Origin of the sequence: Bizionia gelidisalsuginis (assembly GCF_008086185.1) — a bacterium.
Taxonomy (GTDB): Bacteria; Bacteroidota; Bacteroidia; order Flavobacteriales; family Flavobacteriaceae; genus Bizionia; species Bizionia saleffrena.
Genome location: NZ_VSKN01000001.1, coordinates 46,783 through 61,458, shown reverse-complemented (window position 1 = coordinate 61,458; position 14,676 = coordinate 46,783). Strand labels below are relative to the sequence as shown.

Annotated in this window: 21 protein-coding genes; 12 read left to right on the top strand and 9 right to left on the bottom strand. The window is 33.1% G+C overall.

Features of this window, described 5'->3' with window-relative positions:
- Positions 1-57: 57 nt before the first annotated feature.
- Together ES677_RS15775 and ES677_RS15770 are read right to left on the bottom strand one after the other, a co-directional pair.
- The gene (locus ES677_RS15775) at positions 58-627 is read right to left on the bottom strand and encodes a DUF4331 family protein (RefSeq protein ID WP_148368750.1); all 570 of its coding nucleotides are present in this window, start codon (positions 625-627) and stop codon (positions 58-60) included.
- Positions 628-650: 23 nt separating this feature from the next.
- Complete coding sequence (locus tag ES677_RS15770; protein WP_148368751.1) at positions 651-1,301, bottom strand: DUF4331 family protein; 651 nt, start codon at positions 1,299-1,301, stop codon at positions 651-653.
- Between the two features lie 145 nt (positions 1,302-1,446).
- On the opposite strand from ES677_RS15770, the gene ES677_RS00320 reads away from it, so the two are divergent.
- The gene (locus tag ES677_RS00320; RefSeq protein ID WP_148368752.1) at positions 1,447-2,673 is read left to right on the top strand and encodes an LETM1-related biofilm-associated protein; all 1,227 of its coding nucleotides are present in this window, start codon (positions 1,447-1,449) and stop codon (positions 2,671-2,673) included.
- Between the two features lie 6 nt (positions 2,674-2,679).
- Here the strand turns inward: ES677_RS00320 and ES677_RS00315 are convergent, their stop codons facing one another.
- The 4 genes from ES677_RS00315 to ES677_RS15230 form a co-directional block, all read right to left on the bottom strand.
- The gene (locus ES677_RS00315; protein ID WP_148368753.1) at positions 2,680-3,435 is read right to left on the bottom strand and encodes a LytR/AlgR family response regulator transcription factor; all 756 of its coding nucleotides are present in this window, start codon (positions 3,433-3,435) and stop codon (positions 2,680-2,682) included.
- Positions 3,436-3,453: 18 nt separating this feature from the next.
- Positions 3,454-3,768 carry a 2TM domain-containing protein gene (locus tag ES677_RS00310; protein ID WP_148368754.1) on the bottom strand — a complete coding sequence of 105 codons (315 nt, stop codon included), beginning with the start codon at positions 3,766-3,768 and terminating at the stop codon, positions 3,454-3,456.
- 1 nt (position 3,769) lies between these two features.
- A complete protein-coding gene (locus ES677_RS00305; protein ID WP_148380279.1) occupies positions 3,770-5,107 on the bottom strand; it encodes a 2TM domain-containing protein in 1,338 nt (445 codons plus the stop codon).
- Between the two features lie 96 nt (positions 5,108-5,203).
- Positions 5,204-5,368, bottom strand: coding sequence for a hypothetical protein (locus ES677_RS15230; RefSeq protein ID WP_170234421.1), 165 nt, complete (start codon positions 5,366-5,368; stop codon positions 5,204-5,206).
- Between the two features lie 119 nt (positions 5,369-5,487).
- Here ES677_RS15230 and ES677_RS00300 point away from each other — a divergent pair, with 119 nt between their 5' ends.
- The 8 genes from ES677_RS00300 (at position 5,488) to ES677_RS00270 (ending at position 9,720) form a co-directional block, all read left to right on the top strand.
- Positions 5,488-5,925, top strand: a complete 438-nt coding sequence (locus ES677_RS00300) for a hypothetical protein (protein ID WP_148368756.1) — start codon at positions 5,488-5,490, stop codon at positions 5,923-5,925.
- Positions 5,926-5,936: 11 nt separating this feature from the next.
- Positions 5,937-6,368 (top strand): hypothetical protein, encoded by a 432-nt coding sequence (locus ES677_RS00295; protein ID WP_148368757.1) that lies wholly within the window; start codon positions 5,937-5,939, stop codon positions 6,366-6,368.
- 202 nt (positions 6,369-6,570) lie between these two features.
- On the top strand, positions 6,571-7,077 hold the full coding sequence (locus ES677_RS00290) for a DUF3124 domain-containing protein (protein ID WP_148368758.1): 507 nt from the start codon (positions 6,571-6,573) through the stop codon (positions 7,075-7,077).
- Between the two features lie 186 nt (positions 7,078-7,263).
- The gene (locus tag ES677_RS00285; protein ID WP_148368759.1) at positions 7,264-7,641 is read left to right on the top strand and encodes a hypothetical protein; all 378 of its coding nucleotides are present in this window, start codon (positions 7,264-7,266) and stop codon (positions 7,639-7,641) included.
- Between the two features lie 106 nt (positions 7,642-7,747).
- Positions 7,748-8,224, top strand: coding sequence for a hypothetical protein (locus tag ES677_RS00280; RefSeq protein ID WP_148368760.1), 477 nt, complete (start codon positions 7,748-7,750; stop codon positions 8,222-8,224).
- A 367-nt stretch (positions 8,225-8,591) separates the two neighbouring features.
- A complete protein-coding gene (locus tag ES677_RS15830; RefSeq protein ID WP_317130594.1) occupies positions 8,592-8,702 on the top strand; it encodes a MarC family protein in 111 nt (36 codons plus the stop codon).
- Complete coding sequence (locus ES677_RS15825) at positions 8,696-9,013, top strand: MarC family protein (RefSeq protein ID WP_317130597.1); 318 nt, start codon at positions 8,696-8,698, stop codon at positions 9,011-9,013. The genes ES677_RS15830 and ES677_RS15825 overlap by 7 nt, the downstream gene beginning before the upstream one ends.
- A gap of 38 nt (positions 9,014-9,051) precedes the next feature.
- Positions 9,052-9,720, top strand: coding sequence for a lysoplasmalogenase (locus tag ES677_RS00270; RefSeq protein WP_148380097.1), 669 nt, complete (start codon positions 9,052-9,054; stop codon positions 9,718-9,720).
- 5 nt (positions 9,721-9,725) lie between these two features.
- On the opposite strand, the gene ES677_RS00265 is transcribed toward ES677_RS00270, so the two are convergent.
- Positions 9,726-11,000, bottom strand: a complete 1,275-nt coding sequence (locus tag ES677_RS00265) for an NAD(P)/FAD-dependent oxidoreductase (protein WP_148380096.1) — start codon at positions 10,998-11,000, stop codon at positions 9,726-9,728.
- Positions 11,001-11,131: 131 nt separating this feature from the next.
- On the opposite strand from ES677_RS00265, the gene ES677_RS00260 reads away from it, so the two are divergent.
- Together ES677_RS00260 and ES677_RS00255 are read left to right on the top strand one after the other, a co-directional pair.
- Complete coding sequence (locus ES677_RS00260) at positions 11,132-11,626, top strand: RNA polymerase sigma factor (protein ID WP_148368763.1); 495 nt, start codon at positions 11,132-11,134, stop codon at positions 11,624-11,626.
- Between the two features lie 3 nt (positions 11,627-11,629).
- Positions 11,630-12,262 (top strand): hypothetical protein, encoded by a 633-nt coding sequence (locus ES677_RS00255; protein WP_148380095.1) that lies wholly within the window; start codon positions 11,630-11,632, stop codon positions 12,260-12,262.
- A 121-nt stretch (positions 12,263-12,383) separates the two neighbouring features.
- On the opposite strand, the gene ES677_RS00250 is transcribed toward ES677_RS00255, so the two are convergent.
- Both ES677_RS00250 and ES677_RS00245 read right to left on the bottom strand, forming a co-directional pair.
- Entirely contained in the window at positions 12,384-13,190 is an 807-nt protein-coding gene (locus ES677_RS00250) for a lysophospholipid acyltransferase family protein (protein WP_148368765.1), read from the bottom strand.
- A gap of 46 nt (positions 13,191-13,236) precedes the next feature.
- The gene (locus tag ES677_RS00245; RefSeq protein WP_148368766.1) at positions 13,237-13,878 is read right to left on the bottom strand and encodes an NUDIX hydrolase; all 642 of its coding nucleotides are present in this window, start codon (positions 13,876-13,878) and stop codon (positions 13,237-13,239) included.
- A 46-nt stretch (positions 13,879-13,924) separates the two neighbouring features.
- Here ES677_RS00245 and ES677_RS00240 point away from each other — a divergent pair, with 46 nt between their 5' ends.
- Positions 13,925-14,635 carry a peptidylprolyl isomerase gene (locus tag ES677_RS00240; protein ID WP_148380094.1) on the top strand — a complete coding sequence of 237 codons (711 nt, stop codon included), beginning with the start codon at positions 13,925-13,927 and terminating at the stop codon, positions 14,633-14,635.
- Positions 14,636-14,676 lie beyond the last annotated feature (41 nt).

Sequence of the window (14,676 nt, the reverse complement as noted above, 5' to 3'; positions counted from 1 at the left end):
TTATTCATATAAAAAACTAAAGCGCTAGTAAGGATAGCGCTTTAGTTTAAAGTGCTTCTACCAAGCAGAAGCTAAATATGGAAATGAGGCTAAAAAAGGTTTGTCATTTTCATTAACATTATCGTTGGATAAACCTGGGTTTTCAGAAAAATCTTCTCCTCCAAAAATTAATAATAACTCTACAGTTATTACATCGTCTGCAAGGTTACGTCCTGTTAAGACATTTGTTCCGTCATAAAACGTTGTTGTTCCATCAAGCGATACATTTAAAACATCGGTAGCTAATAGACCTGTAAATGCAGCAGCATCTTGCCCCAATGCATTCATATCTCCTGGGTTAGCAAATGCAGGACTTAAACCCATTAAATTGGCTTGAAACATGGCCTGATACGCGGCGTTTTGATCTGTAGGAACCGTTGTATTAAAAGCGTCTTTAGAGCCTGAAGACACAAACACTGTATTTACAGCTGGGCGTCCCATTTGGTCTTCTTGACTATAGGTTCCAGTAAAATCTAGAGTTGTTGGTGCCGGTGTTGGTGTTGGCGTAAAGCTATCATCGTCGTTAGAGCAGTTAAAAGAAACTGCCGAGACTAATAATGCTGTCATTAGTATTTTTATAGTTTTCATAAGTTTTAAGTTTTAAATTGTTATTATTTTCTTTTAGATTCTATCCACGTATTAATGGTCCCTGAACCACCAATCATAGATTTTGGCACCTCAACGACAATAGACATTACGTTAGTTCCTGCAAAGGTGTCGTCTCCTGGCGTATTAAAACTCGTTGCATCTCCAGCAATAATTGCGGAATATTGAGCAAAGTCAAAAAAGAAGGGATCGTCTCTTGGCCCTGCAAACGCTTTAATACCGTTTGGATTGTTCGTTACTTTTGCTGTTTCACCGTAAGCTGTAATATCTACCACGGTCTGTGTCGCATCCTTCATAATGGTACTATTTAAACCTACAGCTGCTGGAGTGGTTGGTCCGAAAAAGTACATTTTTCCATTTCTAGGAATCGCTTGAATAACTAAATCCTCAACGTTATCGTTATTAGTATCAATGTTAATCTCCACTAATACATTTTCATCGAAAGTTGCCGAAGTCGAAGCCATCGGACTTAATAAACCTTGAACATTGGCTACAAAAGCAATATTATCTGTGTTTTGCCCCTGAAACGCATAAAAGTCGGTGATGTCACTACTTGTGCCTGTAACATCTGGTGCATCAATGTGATCGGCTGCTACCATAAAGAAGCCAGCAATAGCTAATGCTGAAGCTCCTAGTAAAATTTTCATTTTTTTCATAATATGAGATTTTTTGTTAATTAATAATTTGTTCTCGAGAATACCTACGCAAAAAAAGTAGATAGGGTTTTATAAATTGTTTCATTTATAAAAATAAATGGGATTTTAAACTTTTAGAAGTACCTTTATACTCAAATAAAAAGTTATGAATCCTTCAACTTCAGGTTGGATAAAGAAATTCGAATCGATCGTTAGACAAAGTGGTTTGTTTTGCAGCGACTTTAACGCGCTGTACTCTAAACTAAGGCAAAGCGGCTTTTTATACGGTCTAAATATTTTTGCACCACCGCAATTTGAATTCGAGCATACCTATTCTAAAGATGAAATTGGAAAAGTAAATCTACTCACCGGCTTGTACCATACTTATGTATTTACCACGGGAGACACGAATTTTAATACGTTTTTAACAAATGTGGTGCAGTTTTATAAAGATTTAGAAGTTTCAGATTTATCGCTGTGGGACAAATTATTTATTCGGAGTTCAGACGCTTCCGTTTTAGAACGCCTAATTAACGATCGTGTGCAATTAGATAATAACTTATTGACCCGAAATTTTAATAAAACGGTTACCAATTCGCTAGTTTTTATTGATATCCTGACCTTTAGACAACATTTAAAAACAGGAATAAACGTAAACACTTACGCCGCTCGTTTAGAGACCATCCTTGTCAATATTACTTACGACGCCTTAAATTATAAAGTAGATAACAATAAAAAAGATCTCGATTTTCTAAAAAGTTTGCGTGAATCGATTTCTTATGTAAAGGACGATAGTAAAAATTTTAACTTAAATTATAGAAGAGCATTAGAAACAGATTTTAATTATTACGAGAAAAAATATTTCTTAGACATTGCTTGTTTGGCCATTTGGGAAGACGTTTTTGAAGATGATAAAGCGTACAATTTTGTAAAATCTGTAGGTGTAGATATGAATCTTTCGGTAGAAGAGATAAACGACGCGCTAAACCATATTGTAGCGTTTAATAAACGCCATAAAGAAGAGTTTTCTGTATTTAAAACCTCTACACCAATTGCTAATTTTTACGATAATTCGTCGAAGTTGGTTATGAAACTTATAAAAAGGAATAGTAAGCGTATTTTTAAAGAGCTCGTTCAAAGTAAAGATTTAATGGTATTGCTTACACAGGCTACAACTCGAGATTTAACAAAAGAGGAGCAGAAAAAAGTACAATCTCAATTGATAGATATTTTTAAAACCATACCAAGTCTGGCTATTTTTATTTTACCTGGTGGCGCTATTCTATTACCTATTGTAGTGAAATTAATTCCAAATATGTTACCGTCTACTTTTAACGATAACAAAGTCGAAAAAGTAAAAGAGGAAAAAAAACCTAAAGAATTAAAAAATTAATAGGATTTACTCTAACCAATTCTTAAACTCCTTTACACGCTCTCTGGCTACTATAATTTCATAATCTTTATAGGTATTCAATTTTATTTCTATTCGCGAATTAGTATAGCTTACCATATCTTTTATGGCATTAATATTAACGTAAAACTTACGATTAATTCTAAAAAACATATGGGGCTCTAACTCTGTTTCCAATTCGTCTAAAGTGGCGTCTATTAAGTAATTGCGACCTTGACTAGTGTACAAATATGTGCCTTTATTTTCACTGTACACACATTCTATTTCGTCGCTTTGTATTAGTTTTAAATGCTGTCCTACTTTTACCGAAAACCGCTTTTTATACTCGCGCTCTATCGGGTTTACCAAAAGTTGCTTAATATCATTAAAATCTAATGTTACGTGTTGCTGCGACTCTAGTCTAGATTTATATTTTCTTACGGCAGCTTCCAGTTCCTCTTCATCTATAGGTTTCAATAAATAATCTATACTGTTCAATTTAAATGCTTTTAGAGCATACTCGTCGTAAGCTGTTGTAAAAATTATTGCCGATGTAATAGAAACCGCTTCAAAAATTTCGAAGGATAAGCCGTCGCTTAACTGTATATCTAAAAATATAAGATCGGGATGTGCGTTATGCTCACACCACTCAATAGACTCTTCTACCGAATGTAATAACGTATCGGCTTCAATATTAATTTTTTTTAGCATCCGTTGTAAACGTCTTGCCGACGGTTTTTCATCTTCAATAATAAGTACTTTCATTTTAATTATATTTTAAAATTAATCCCAACGATTACTTTTAGTTTTCTCCATATACTCGCGTATTTTGCGTTCTTCCCAGTCTTTCCCCATAACAAAGGTGGGTACAAAAACACTTAATCCATGAGCTAGTAACCCTAATCCCCAGAAAAATAAAGTGGTGAAATTATGCCACTGGAAATAGCTTTCTCCGACGTCTAAATTCTGAATATTGATCACCACAATCATTAAATTAATTACGGTATAAACTAACGCGTGTGTGTAAAACCCTTTTATTTGTTTAACGCGTTTTGCTGCTCTTTGGTAGCGCTCCTGTTCTAAGTTTCGATTTTCCATTTTAATTCCAGTGTTTAGTATGTTGTTCTTTGTCCAAAATTTCTTTTATTTTTTTCTCTTCCCAATTTTTCCCAAAACCAAACACCCCAAATCCGTGAAAAATAAGTCCCATTCCCCAACCCAACATTGGGTAGAAAAACCATTTGTGCTGCTCCCAAGAGGTTTTGTAATTAATAAAAATGATTACCGGAATAATAATACAATAAGCTATAAGATTGCCGTAAAACCCTTTTATTTCGTCAACATGCTTTTTTGCTTGGTAATAAGCGTCTTGCTCGTTTATTTTATAGTTTGTTTTCATAATAGAGAGTTGTTTTGTAAGCATTGGTAAGGCCACTTTAAACGTGTTTTCACTTTCCGTAATGCTTATTTTTTTGTTTGTTAATAAAGCGTAACGTTGTTTTATATTACTTAAACCAACACCGCTACTGTTACTTTTTACCACTCGTTTTATTTGCAAATTGTTTTGGACCACCAACAAACCGTTGTCTTCGTAAATAGTAATATGCAACGGTTTGTTACTAGTTACAATGTTGTGTTTCACCGCATTTTCTAATAATAATTGTAACGATAAAGGCACCACCTTACTTTCTGGATTCTTAGCGTGCTCTGGCATAGAAAACACTAAACTGTCTTCAAATCGCATTTTTAACAGCGACATATACGTTTTTGCAAACTTGAGCTCTTGGTCTACCAACACTAAATCTTTGTTTTTCTGCTCGAGCACATACCTGTATATTTTAGATAAACTAGTCGTAAATTTCTGTGCGTTTTCGGGGTTTTCATCGATTAAACTTGCTAAAACATTTAAGCTATTAAACAGAAAATGCGGATCTAATTGATTTTTTAAAGCATTAAACTTAGCACTCGCCGTACCTGCAATTACTTTTTGTTCTTTAATTTTTTGCTTTTGCTTACGGTTGTAGAAATACACGAAATGAAAGACAATAACAATACTCATTGTAATCCATAATCCAAATTGGTAATCCATAATCGATTCGTGACTAATAAAATAAGAAAAACTATTGCCTACATAAATAACCGACGTGAAGAAACGCAATAAAAACAAACCTATTAAGGTTAATAGCGTAGAACCTAACGTGCCAATTATAATGCGCTTTACACCGTTTTTCTTCTGCCACTCTAACCGCTCTAAATAGGCGAAATAAAACATATTCGAGAAGGCTAAAATAAAAGCGTACAGTTGATAAAACCCAAAACTGATTAAAAACGCGTCTGAACTTTTATAATTAAAATCGCCAAAAAACAAGTTACCGAGTATAAATACTAAACAGCCAATAGCGAATGTGATTATTATATTTTTAAAGTGGCTATTCATTGGTTTTCTTTTTAATTTGTTTAGCATCATTCAATTCTAAAGTTAGCAAAAGCTAATTTGGTAGATTAGTTAACTTATTTGTTAATCATTTTCGTGTTACTTTCCAAAACAGAAAGTCGTATTTTTAACCGAATACAAAAGTGCTATTTTAGGCGCTTCTTTTTTATTAATTTCTACTTTTTTTACTTCTATTGGTTTATTTTTGTCTGTAGACACTTGGGTCACGGCAAAAATTGAGATGAGTACTCCGATTTTAAACATAGTATGTGGTGTTAAAGGTTGAAGCAAATATCACTCAGCTTACGCGATTTTTAAAAAAGGGTTTACCGAACTGTAATTTTTCACTTCTCAACTGCATTTTTACATTCTATTTTAAAAAAATGAGTAACTTATACCGTGTAAACGCTATTTTCATGATCACCGTTAAAACCGTAGAACATATTGTAATAGGAATAATAGGTTGTTTAATCGTACTCAATATTGTTTTAAATTTTAATCGCACAAAAAACGATACTGTAAATGTTATTCTTAAAAACTGGGCATACAATAAGTATTTTTTTACCACTTTTTTTTGGGGTGTTTTGGGAGGGCATTTCTTTCTAGGTTCACGCTTGCCACTATTTGGAGATAACTGGTGGCTCCCCGTTGTACTACTCGTTGTAATCGTTATTATTATGATTATAATAGGAAAACGATTAAATCCTAAGTACATTTTAAAACGTCGTTATCAACTCATTTTACTCCTTACGGGTATCCTTTACGGTCATTTTATTTGGTCGCAACGCCACTTACCAAACGTAGATTTACCTTGGTTTTAATACCTGAATTTATGATACAGCACCTAAAACAATTTTTAAACAACACACATCTTATTAAGCGAATACAGTACGTATTAATAGCAATGTTTGTTCTTTTAATTGCTTTAGATGTTTATTTGGCTGTCGATTCTATAGACAATAACACCATAAGCAGTATTATTAAAAACAATACCGATAACGGTTTTTTTGTCCTTACTTATTTTTGGGGCGCCATAGCTGCAAATCTTTTTTTTACCACTCGCCGATTAAAATTAGTGAGCCCCACCGTTGGTACCATTATTTTGGTGGCATTTGCACTTATTATTATCGTATTTAATATTGGCGAATTAGTTACAGATTTTATGGAAGACCACTATTACGGCATTTACCGCTATGCCATTTCTATGGCGTTGGGTAGTGTTGTGGGCTTACTGTTTTGGAGACAAGAAGGAAAAGCAGTTTAATTTTTTCTCTTTTTAAGCCGAATTAGCGCCCGGTTGATTGTGGCTGTAACTTACTATACAATAGAACGTCGTTAGTTGAATCATTTTATAAATATAACCCACTATTGAAGCCCTTTAAGAGCTCTTAAAACAATTGAGTACTTTTAAAGATAGTTTCTTATTCTTAGTACCTCGTAATTTTGTATTTTACAAAAAAAATAAAATGAAGAATTTTCTACTGTTATTAAGTGTTTGCTTTGTACTTGTTGCTTGTAATGGCAAAGCAGAAGTCAGTTCTATTAATCCTATTAACTGGAATAAAAGAACCATTTTACTTCCAAAAAGCAATGCTCTGGTTACCGGTAAAACGTATTTATCTGTCTATTCTGAAATTTATGGTTTAACCGAGCACCGCACACAGGGTTTAACTGCAACCGTAAGCATAAGAAACATAAATCCTAACGACACAATCTATATCAATAAAGCTGAATACTTTAACACACACGGGGAACTGATTAGAACCTATTTTAGCAAAACAGTGTTTATAAAACCTTTAGAAACTATAGAGATTATTATAGACGAACGCGATAAAGAAGGGGGTTCGGGCGCTAATTTTGTTTTCGATTGGAGTATTTCTGAAGGAATACACGATCCGTTTTTTGAAGCCGTTATGATTTCAACCTCTAGTCAACAAGGAATTTCATTTACCACACAAGGCCTTAAAATTTAAAAACTTCAGTTTACTTTTGGTGCTTCATTTGTACTTCGGTCTCTAAAAAATTATAATTTCTAAAAATTCTTTCGCTTCAACGTAAACCATAAACGTTCTTTTCTATTAAAATAATTAACATTATTTTTTGTTTTCGAAATGTTAATTATTTACCATTCTATACTATTAATGCTTTAACTTTGAAATGTGAAAATAACATTCAAAATATTAAGCCTCTTATTTTTATTGGCATTCTGTTTACCAACAGTTAATGCGAGCGCAACTATAGTGTCTTTACACAACGAAGAGGTTTCAAAAACTTTAAAATCGGCATCTGACAAAGGTGCTATCACTACCGCTTCTTTTTCTGTACATACCAAAGAATTTGATCGCATTATTGTAGAACAACTTACCACCAATACACCTGTAATATTTATAAAACATCTTGACACTGGAAAGGCGATTGCCGCTAGTAGCAAGCATTTATTTGTAATAGCGTATTCTAAATACATTCAGTTTTTAAAAAATTTAAACCTTAATTTTTTAACTATTGATATTATTTACCCGTTTCATTCCTTCTGGTAAACCCCTTTTAATTATTTCGGCGCCCTGTAGTGGCAAAACTTTTAAACGGACTTTGTAATACTCACAAAGTGCGCATAACGCTATCAAAATAATTAAAAAATTTATTATGGAATTAGGAATGACTATTATATCTGCTACACTATTATTATTAATTATAGTACCCTTAACTTTAATGCAATTAAAAAAGAGAAACAAAGAGCAATTGCTTTTAAAGTCTTTAAAAACTTTATCTAATCAGCAAAATTGCAAACTTACAAAATACGACGTAACTAGTGATTTTGCCATTGGTTTAGACCAAGCAACTAAAACCTTATTTTATTATAAAAACACGGTTTTAGAAAACATATCGAAACACGTTAATTTAAGTCAGTTTTTAGATTGCGAAGTTTTAGAGGTAAGACAAAATAACACTAGAAACAAACAAGGCGACATAGAAAACTTAAACTTAGTACTGCATCCAATAGATAAAAATGGAACGGTAGAGACGTTAAAAATCTATAACTCTAAAGAAAACTATCAATTAAACGGAGAAGTTGATTTAACTAAAAAATGGAAAGATTTAATTTCTTTATCCATAAAATAATTATTTCCCCCACCTTTTAAGCCCTAATATTTTGTATTAGGGCTTAATTTATTCTATTAACCAAGGACATACATACATACATACATACATACATACATACATACATACATACATACATACATACATACATACATACATACATACATACATACATACATACATACATACATACATACATACATACATACATACTACTATCTCTTTTTTAATTGCTGTTATAGATCCGTTGAGCTCGGTAACTGTATGTTTGGAAGCTAACACGCAATTCGATTAAAAACACAAAACTAAAACAGCTATTAGGGTCTCTATTGTAGCTTTCTTTATCTTGCTCTTTTTTATCATTATCGGACAACTAATTTTGTAGGGGATGGAAGTGTCGCTAGATGCTTTTCAAATTTCTGGTGGTGTCATTTTATTTCTATTTGCCTTAACAATGATATTTGAGGATGGAAAACTAGGCGCTAAAAACAAATCATAAACGATTATAAACAGATTACTATTTTCTCCGTTGCCATACCATCAATAGCGTCGCCAACAGCAATAATAGTCATTGTGCTTTTAACCGACAATCATTTATACTCTGTGCAGCAACAAGCTACAACTGCTGTATTAGTACCCGTTGTAATTGTTATAACACTATTTTTATTATTAGCCGCGAATAGCGTTCCACAAAAAATTGGTGAATACGGAATTACCGTTATTAGTAAAGTTATGGGTTTAATTCTTTCGGCTTACGCTATACAAAGCATTCTTGTGGGAATAAAAGATTTCGTTGTGGTTTTGCATTAAGACGTATCTTTAAAGTAAAAAGATATATAGTATAATTTATGAAGCCTATAAAAACAGCCTCTTTTCTATTTGTTTTTGCGAGTCTTGTAATTTTTGAAACACTAATAGCAAACAGTGATGGTCTTAGTACTTTGCATTTTATATCGAAACCACTTATTGTAAGTGTACTTATTCTGTACTTCTTAAATACAACAAAACAGCAAAAGGTTGCGTGGAGACGATTAACGCTATTAGCCTTAGCTTTTTCTTTATTAGGCGATGTTTTATTACTCTTTGTATTTAAGTCGGAGTTTTTCTTTATGGGCGGTTTGCTCGCTTTTTTAATAACACACACTTTGTACTGTATCGTATTTTTAAAACATCGTAATAAGGCATTAAAGCCTTATCGTATTATAGCTCTATTTGTTGTGTATGCTATTGGATTGTTTGTTCTCTTAAAACCAGGATTGGGAGAGCTACTAATTCCTGTACTTGTTTATATGTCGGTGATTCTATTAATGGGCATTACCGCGTATTTAAGAAAAGGAAATTCGCCCAACACTAGCTTTAAACTCGTGTTTTTAGGCGCACTATTTTTTATAATTTCAGATAGTATTTTGGCAATTAACAAATTTTATTTGCCCGTCCCTTATTTCAATTTTAGTATCATGTTTACTTACGCTTTAGCTCAATTACTAATTGTTTTGGGCTTAAAAAAGCGATTTTAAGCATTTTATTTTTTAGTATATGGACGAATAATAAGTCGCGAAGCTTTATCGAAATTAATATAATTATAGGTCCAATTAAAAAACACTATCACTTTATTTCTAAAACCTACTAGAGACATTAAGTGCACAAACATCCATACAAACCAGGCGAAAAATCCGGCAAACTTATAATGTTTCAAATCTACAACCGCTTTATTTCTACCCACTGTTGCCATCGAACCTCTGTCTTTATAAACAAATTTCTTTAAGGGTTTACCGTCAATTAATTTTATAATATTTTCACCCAGCAATTTCCCTTGCTGCATAGCAGGTTGTGCTAATTGCGGGTGTCCTTTAGGAAAAGCTTCTGTTGCCATAGACGCAATATCACCTAAAGCAAAAATAGAATCGTAACCAATAACTTGATTGTATTCGTCTACTTTATAGCGGTTAGCGCGCTCTATTAAAGCATCGGCTCTAAGACCTTCTACGGGTTTACCGGTAACTCCCGCTGCCCAAATTAAGGTTTCCGATTCTAAAAACAGATCTGAATTGGTTGTTACGGTTTTACCGTCATAATTACTAACAATTGTATTACAATGCACATTTACCCCTAATTTTTTTAAGAAGTATTCAGCTTTTTCAGACGCGTGCTCACTCATAGGTGGCAATACGCGGTCTGCGCCTTCCAGCAGGTGAATTTCCATTGCACTAGCATCTAAATCCTTATAATCGCGAGGTAAAATATGATTTTTTAATTCTGCAATAGCTCCTGCTAGTTCCACACCCGTTGGTCCACCACCAACAATTACAAAATTTAAAAGTGCCAAACGCTCTTGTTTAGATGTGGTAATGGCCGCTTTTTCAAAATTCTGAAGAATTAAACTCCTTATGTTTAAAGCTTGTGGCACCTGCTTCATTGGCATACTGTGTTTTTCAACCTCTTTATTCCCAAAATAGTTAGTGCGTGTTCCTGTCGCCAAAATTAAATAATCGTATTTTAAATTACCTATGCTCGTTTCAATCTCTTTTTTTTCAGGATGAATTTGTGCTACATCGGCTAACCTAAAAAAAGCTTTGTCATTTTTTTTTATGATTTTCCGAAGCGGATAGGCAATAGCGTCAGGCTCCAAACTTGCCGAAGACACTTGATATAGCAGTGGCTGAAATGTATGGTAGTTATTCTTGTCGAACATAACAACTTGAACATTTTTATTTGCCAGTGATTTTGCGATACTAATACCGGCAAAACCTCCACCAACAATAACAATTCTAGGTAAGCTTGTTTCTGGAATATTCATAATATATATTGACTTCTATTTTTGCGCAAAGATACAGAAGCGCAATTGTTTATACTTTTTATTTAATATTAATTTATGTTTTGTAACAATTCATACCTTTACACTACTTATACAATACCTAACGAAACACATTGAATAAAGAACTTGAACATAGTTTTATAGAATTGCTGGAGGAGCATCAGAATATTGTGCATAAAGTTTGCCGCTTGTACACGAATAATTACGATGCCCATAACGATTTATTCCAGGAAATCACCATACAACTTTGGAAAGCATACCCCAAATTTCGTGGGGATTCCAAATTTAGTACTTGGATGTATCGCGTGGGTTTAAATACAGCAATTACGTTATACCGGAAATCTAAACGCCGCGTAAAAACGCAAGAATTTGATGCCGTACAATTTAAAATTAAAGCAGAGGATTACGACAATACCGAAGAACAACAATTAAAATTACTCTACGAAGCCGTATACCAGCTTGATGACATTAATAAGGCGCTAGTGTTTTTATATTTAGAAGATAAGAATTATAAAGAAATAAGTGACACTTTAGGAATTAGCGAGGTGAATGCCAGAGTGAAAATGAACCGAGTAAAAACCAAATTAAAAACTATTTTAAATCCGTAACGTATGGATGAGCTAGAATTATTAAAAAAACACTGGAAAACAACTACCGATAGCGATCAGAAATTATCGGCGAAGCAGTTATATCCGATGTTATTAAAAAAGTCGTCTTCTATAGTGAAAACACTTTTTTATATCAGTATTGCAGAGCTTGTGTTTTGGATCTTAATTAATTTCCTACCAATGCTTTCTTCAAGCTACTTAAAAGAATTAGATCAAATTTATGGCAATAACTTGGCTATAGTTTTGCTTTCTGTAGTCACTTTTAGTGTAGTTATTGTTTTTGTTTACTTACTATATAAAGCTTATAAAAATATATCTATTACAGACAATACGAAACAATTAATGGCGAGCATTTTAAAGACTCAAAAAATTGTTAAGTACTATGTAATTTACAACCTCTCCATGATATTTTTAAGCGTACCAATAAGTTTGTATTTTACGTCTCAAAACGATTCTGAACTCCATGATAAAATTATTCATTTTACCACGTCTCAAACTATTGTATTTTACCTCATCACGTTTGTATTAACGGGAATATGCGTTCTCATTTTCTGGTTATTCTATAAACTCATTTATGGTATCTTACTTAAAAGATTAAATAAAAATTACTTAGAACTTAAGAAATTAGAGATGTAACTATATAATTTATTTTTCACCACCTTTAAACGACTTAAAATAAAAAACTCCTGATGTCATCATATTGAAATCAGGAGTTTTTTATATCTAAATGATAGTCAGTTATTTAAAAATTACACACTTAAGTATCCAACCATTCGCGTTGTTTATTAAGCTCTTCTTGGGCTAATAACTCCTTTTGGGGAATAACCTTTAAAAATGAAGGATGCTGCTCTATGGCATATTCTATTTTTTCAACGATGGAATCAATACTTTCATTTTCATAATCAATATCCAAAGGTTTTTTAATTTCGAAAGTTTGATAAACGTTTTTCTTCTTAATACGCAGTCCTTTTTTATCAAACGAGCGTCTAAAACCATCAATTACAATTGGCACAACAATGGGTTTGTAGCGTTTTATAATGTGTGCCGTTCCTTTTCTTATCGGTTTAAAAGGAGTGGTGGTTCCTTGCGGAAATGTTATTACCCAGCCATCGTCAAGCGCTTTTCTTATCGCCGAAATATCACTCATTTTAACCTGTCTGTTAATATTTTTACCTTCACTTCTCCACGTACGCTCAATACTAATCGATCCTACGTACGCCATAATTTTAGGCAATAATCCAGAACTCATCGTTTCTTTGGCAGCGACGTAATACATATTCAATTTAGGCTCCCATAGGTAGCCTACATTTTTTATAGAATCGTCTCTACCACTTAAACTCGCATTAAACACGTGAAACATAGAAACCACATCTGCAAAATACGTTTGGTGATTTGATATAAATAACACGTTAGTTTCTGGTAAGTTTTTTATAATTTCAGAGCCTTCAATCTGTAATTCGTTATACCCTCTAAAGCGCCTATGAGAAAGCACTCCAAGAATTCTAATCAACCATTTTTTAACGAATAAGTTGTGGCCAAAAGGATTTTTATCTAATAAACCCATAGTTATTTTTAGTTGTTATATAAGAGACAAAGATAAAAAATCACGGCTATTTAATAGCAGTCTTTAACAAGTCTTTTACCTCACTTAGCATCATTGCTGTAGCGCCCCAAACAAAAAAGTTGTTTAATTTATAAGCCGGAACAGCCACTATGGCATCGTAAGCAGTTGACACGTTTTTAGTTACTACATTATCTTCATTAAAAAAATCTATTAATTTAACCTTCAAAATAGCCTCTACTTCACGATCTTCTTTTATAAAATTGGGCGTTGTTTTTAATAGCCCTATAAACGGTTGTACAAAAAAGTTACTAGGAGGTATATATAATGACGTCATTTCTTTTACGATTTCAATATGGTGTTGCGCTACTCCAATTTCTTCTTCTGTTTCTCGTAAAGCGGCTTGCGCATCGGTTTCATTGGCTTCTAGTTTACCACCAGGGAAACCTATTTGCGCCGAATGCACCCCTTTATACGTTTTCCGTAAGATTAAAACAAATTCTGTTTCATTATTAGCATTAGGATAAAAAAGTGCCATTACTGCCGACTTTCTAGCATTTTTAATAAGCTCTTTTTGCGTTTTCACTAAATGCCCGCGATACGGCGGAGACATTTTAAACTGCGATGGTTCGGCTGGAACTGGTAAATTTTCTATTTTTGCACTTAGTTTTAAAAACTCATTAAAATCCATAACACACAAGCCTTTTTTGGCAATTAATTACAAAAAACCTCAACCTATGAGATATTTATTGCTTCTCGTTTCTTTTTTAGTCTTCTTTAATTGTGAAGATAAAAAAACTAAACGAAAAAAAATTAGCAACTCCATAACAAAAAACGATAGTGTTATAACTAAAACGCCTAAAGTAAAACAAGACAGCGTGTTAACTTTAGAAGAAACATTCTTGCCATTAAATGACGATAATGCAATGGCCTTTTTTGCGGAATACGAAATAGAAAACCCAGAAAATAAAGTAAGAATAGTTACCGATTTTGGAACAATTGATATTCAGTTATTCGAAAACACGCAATACCATCGGGCTAATTTTATCTTTCTAACAAAAAACAAAGTGTTCGACGGTACTCAATTTCATCGTGTTGTAAAAGATTTTGTCATTCAAGGCGGAAGCTCAGATAGTAGAGAGGTACTAAAAAAAAGAGGCCGTATTGGTCGCTATTTGTTACCCCCAGACACGCGACACGGCCATAAACACTATCGTGGCGTGATTTCGATTCCTAGTAGCGAAATTGAAAATGCTTACAAATTAGCTTCACCTTACGAGTTTTTTATTACACAAAGCAACCAACATCATTTGGACGGAAAATACACCGTATTTGGAAAAGTAACCGACGGAATGGATGTTGTAGATAAAATTGCAGCTGTAGAAACCGATGGTGGAGATTGGCCAATACGCAATGTTTACATTAAAAAAGTAGTGATTTTAAAATAGGTTTCAAAGTGCAGAATTCTTATATTATCCCCAAAATAAAA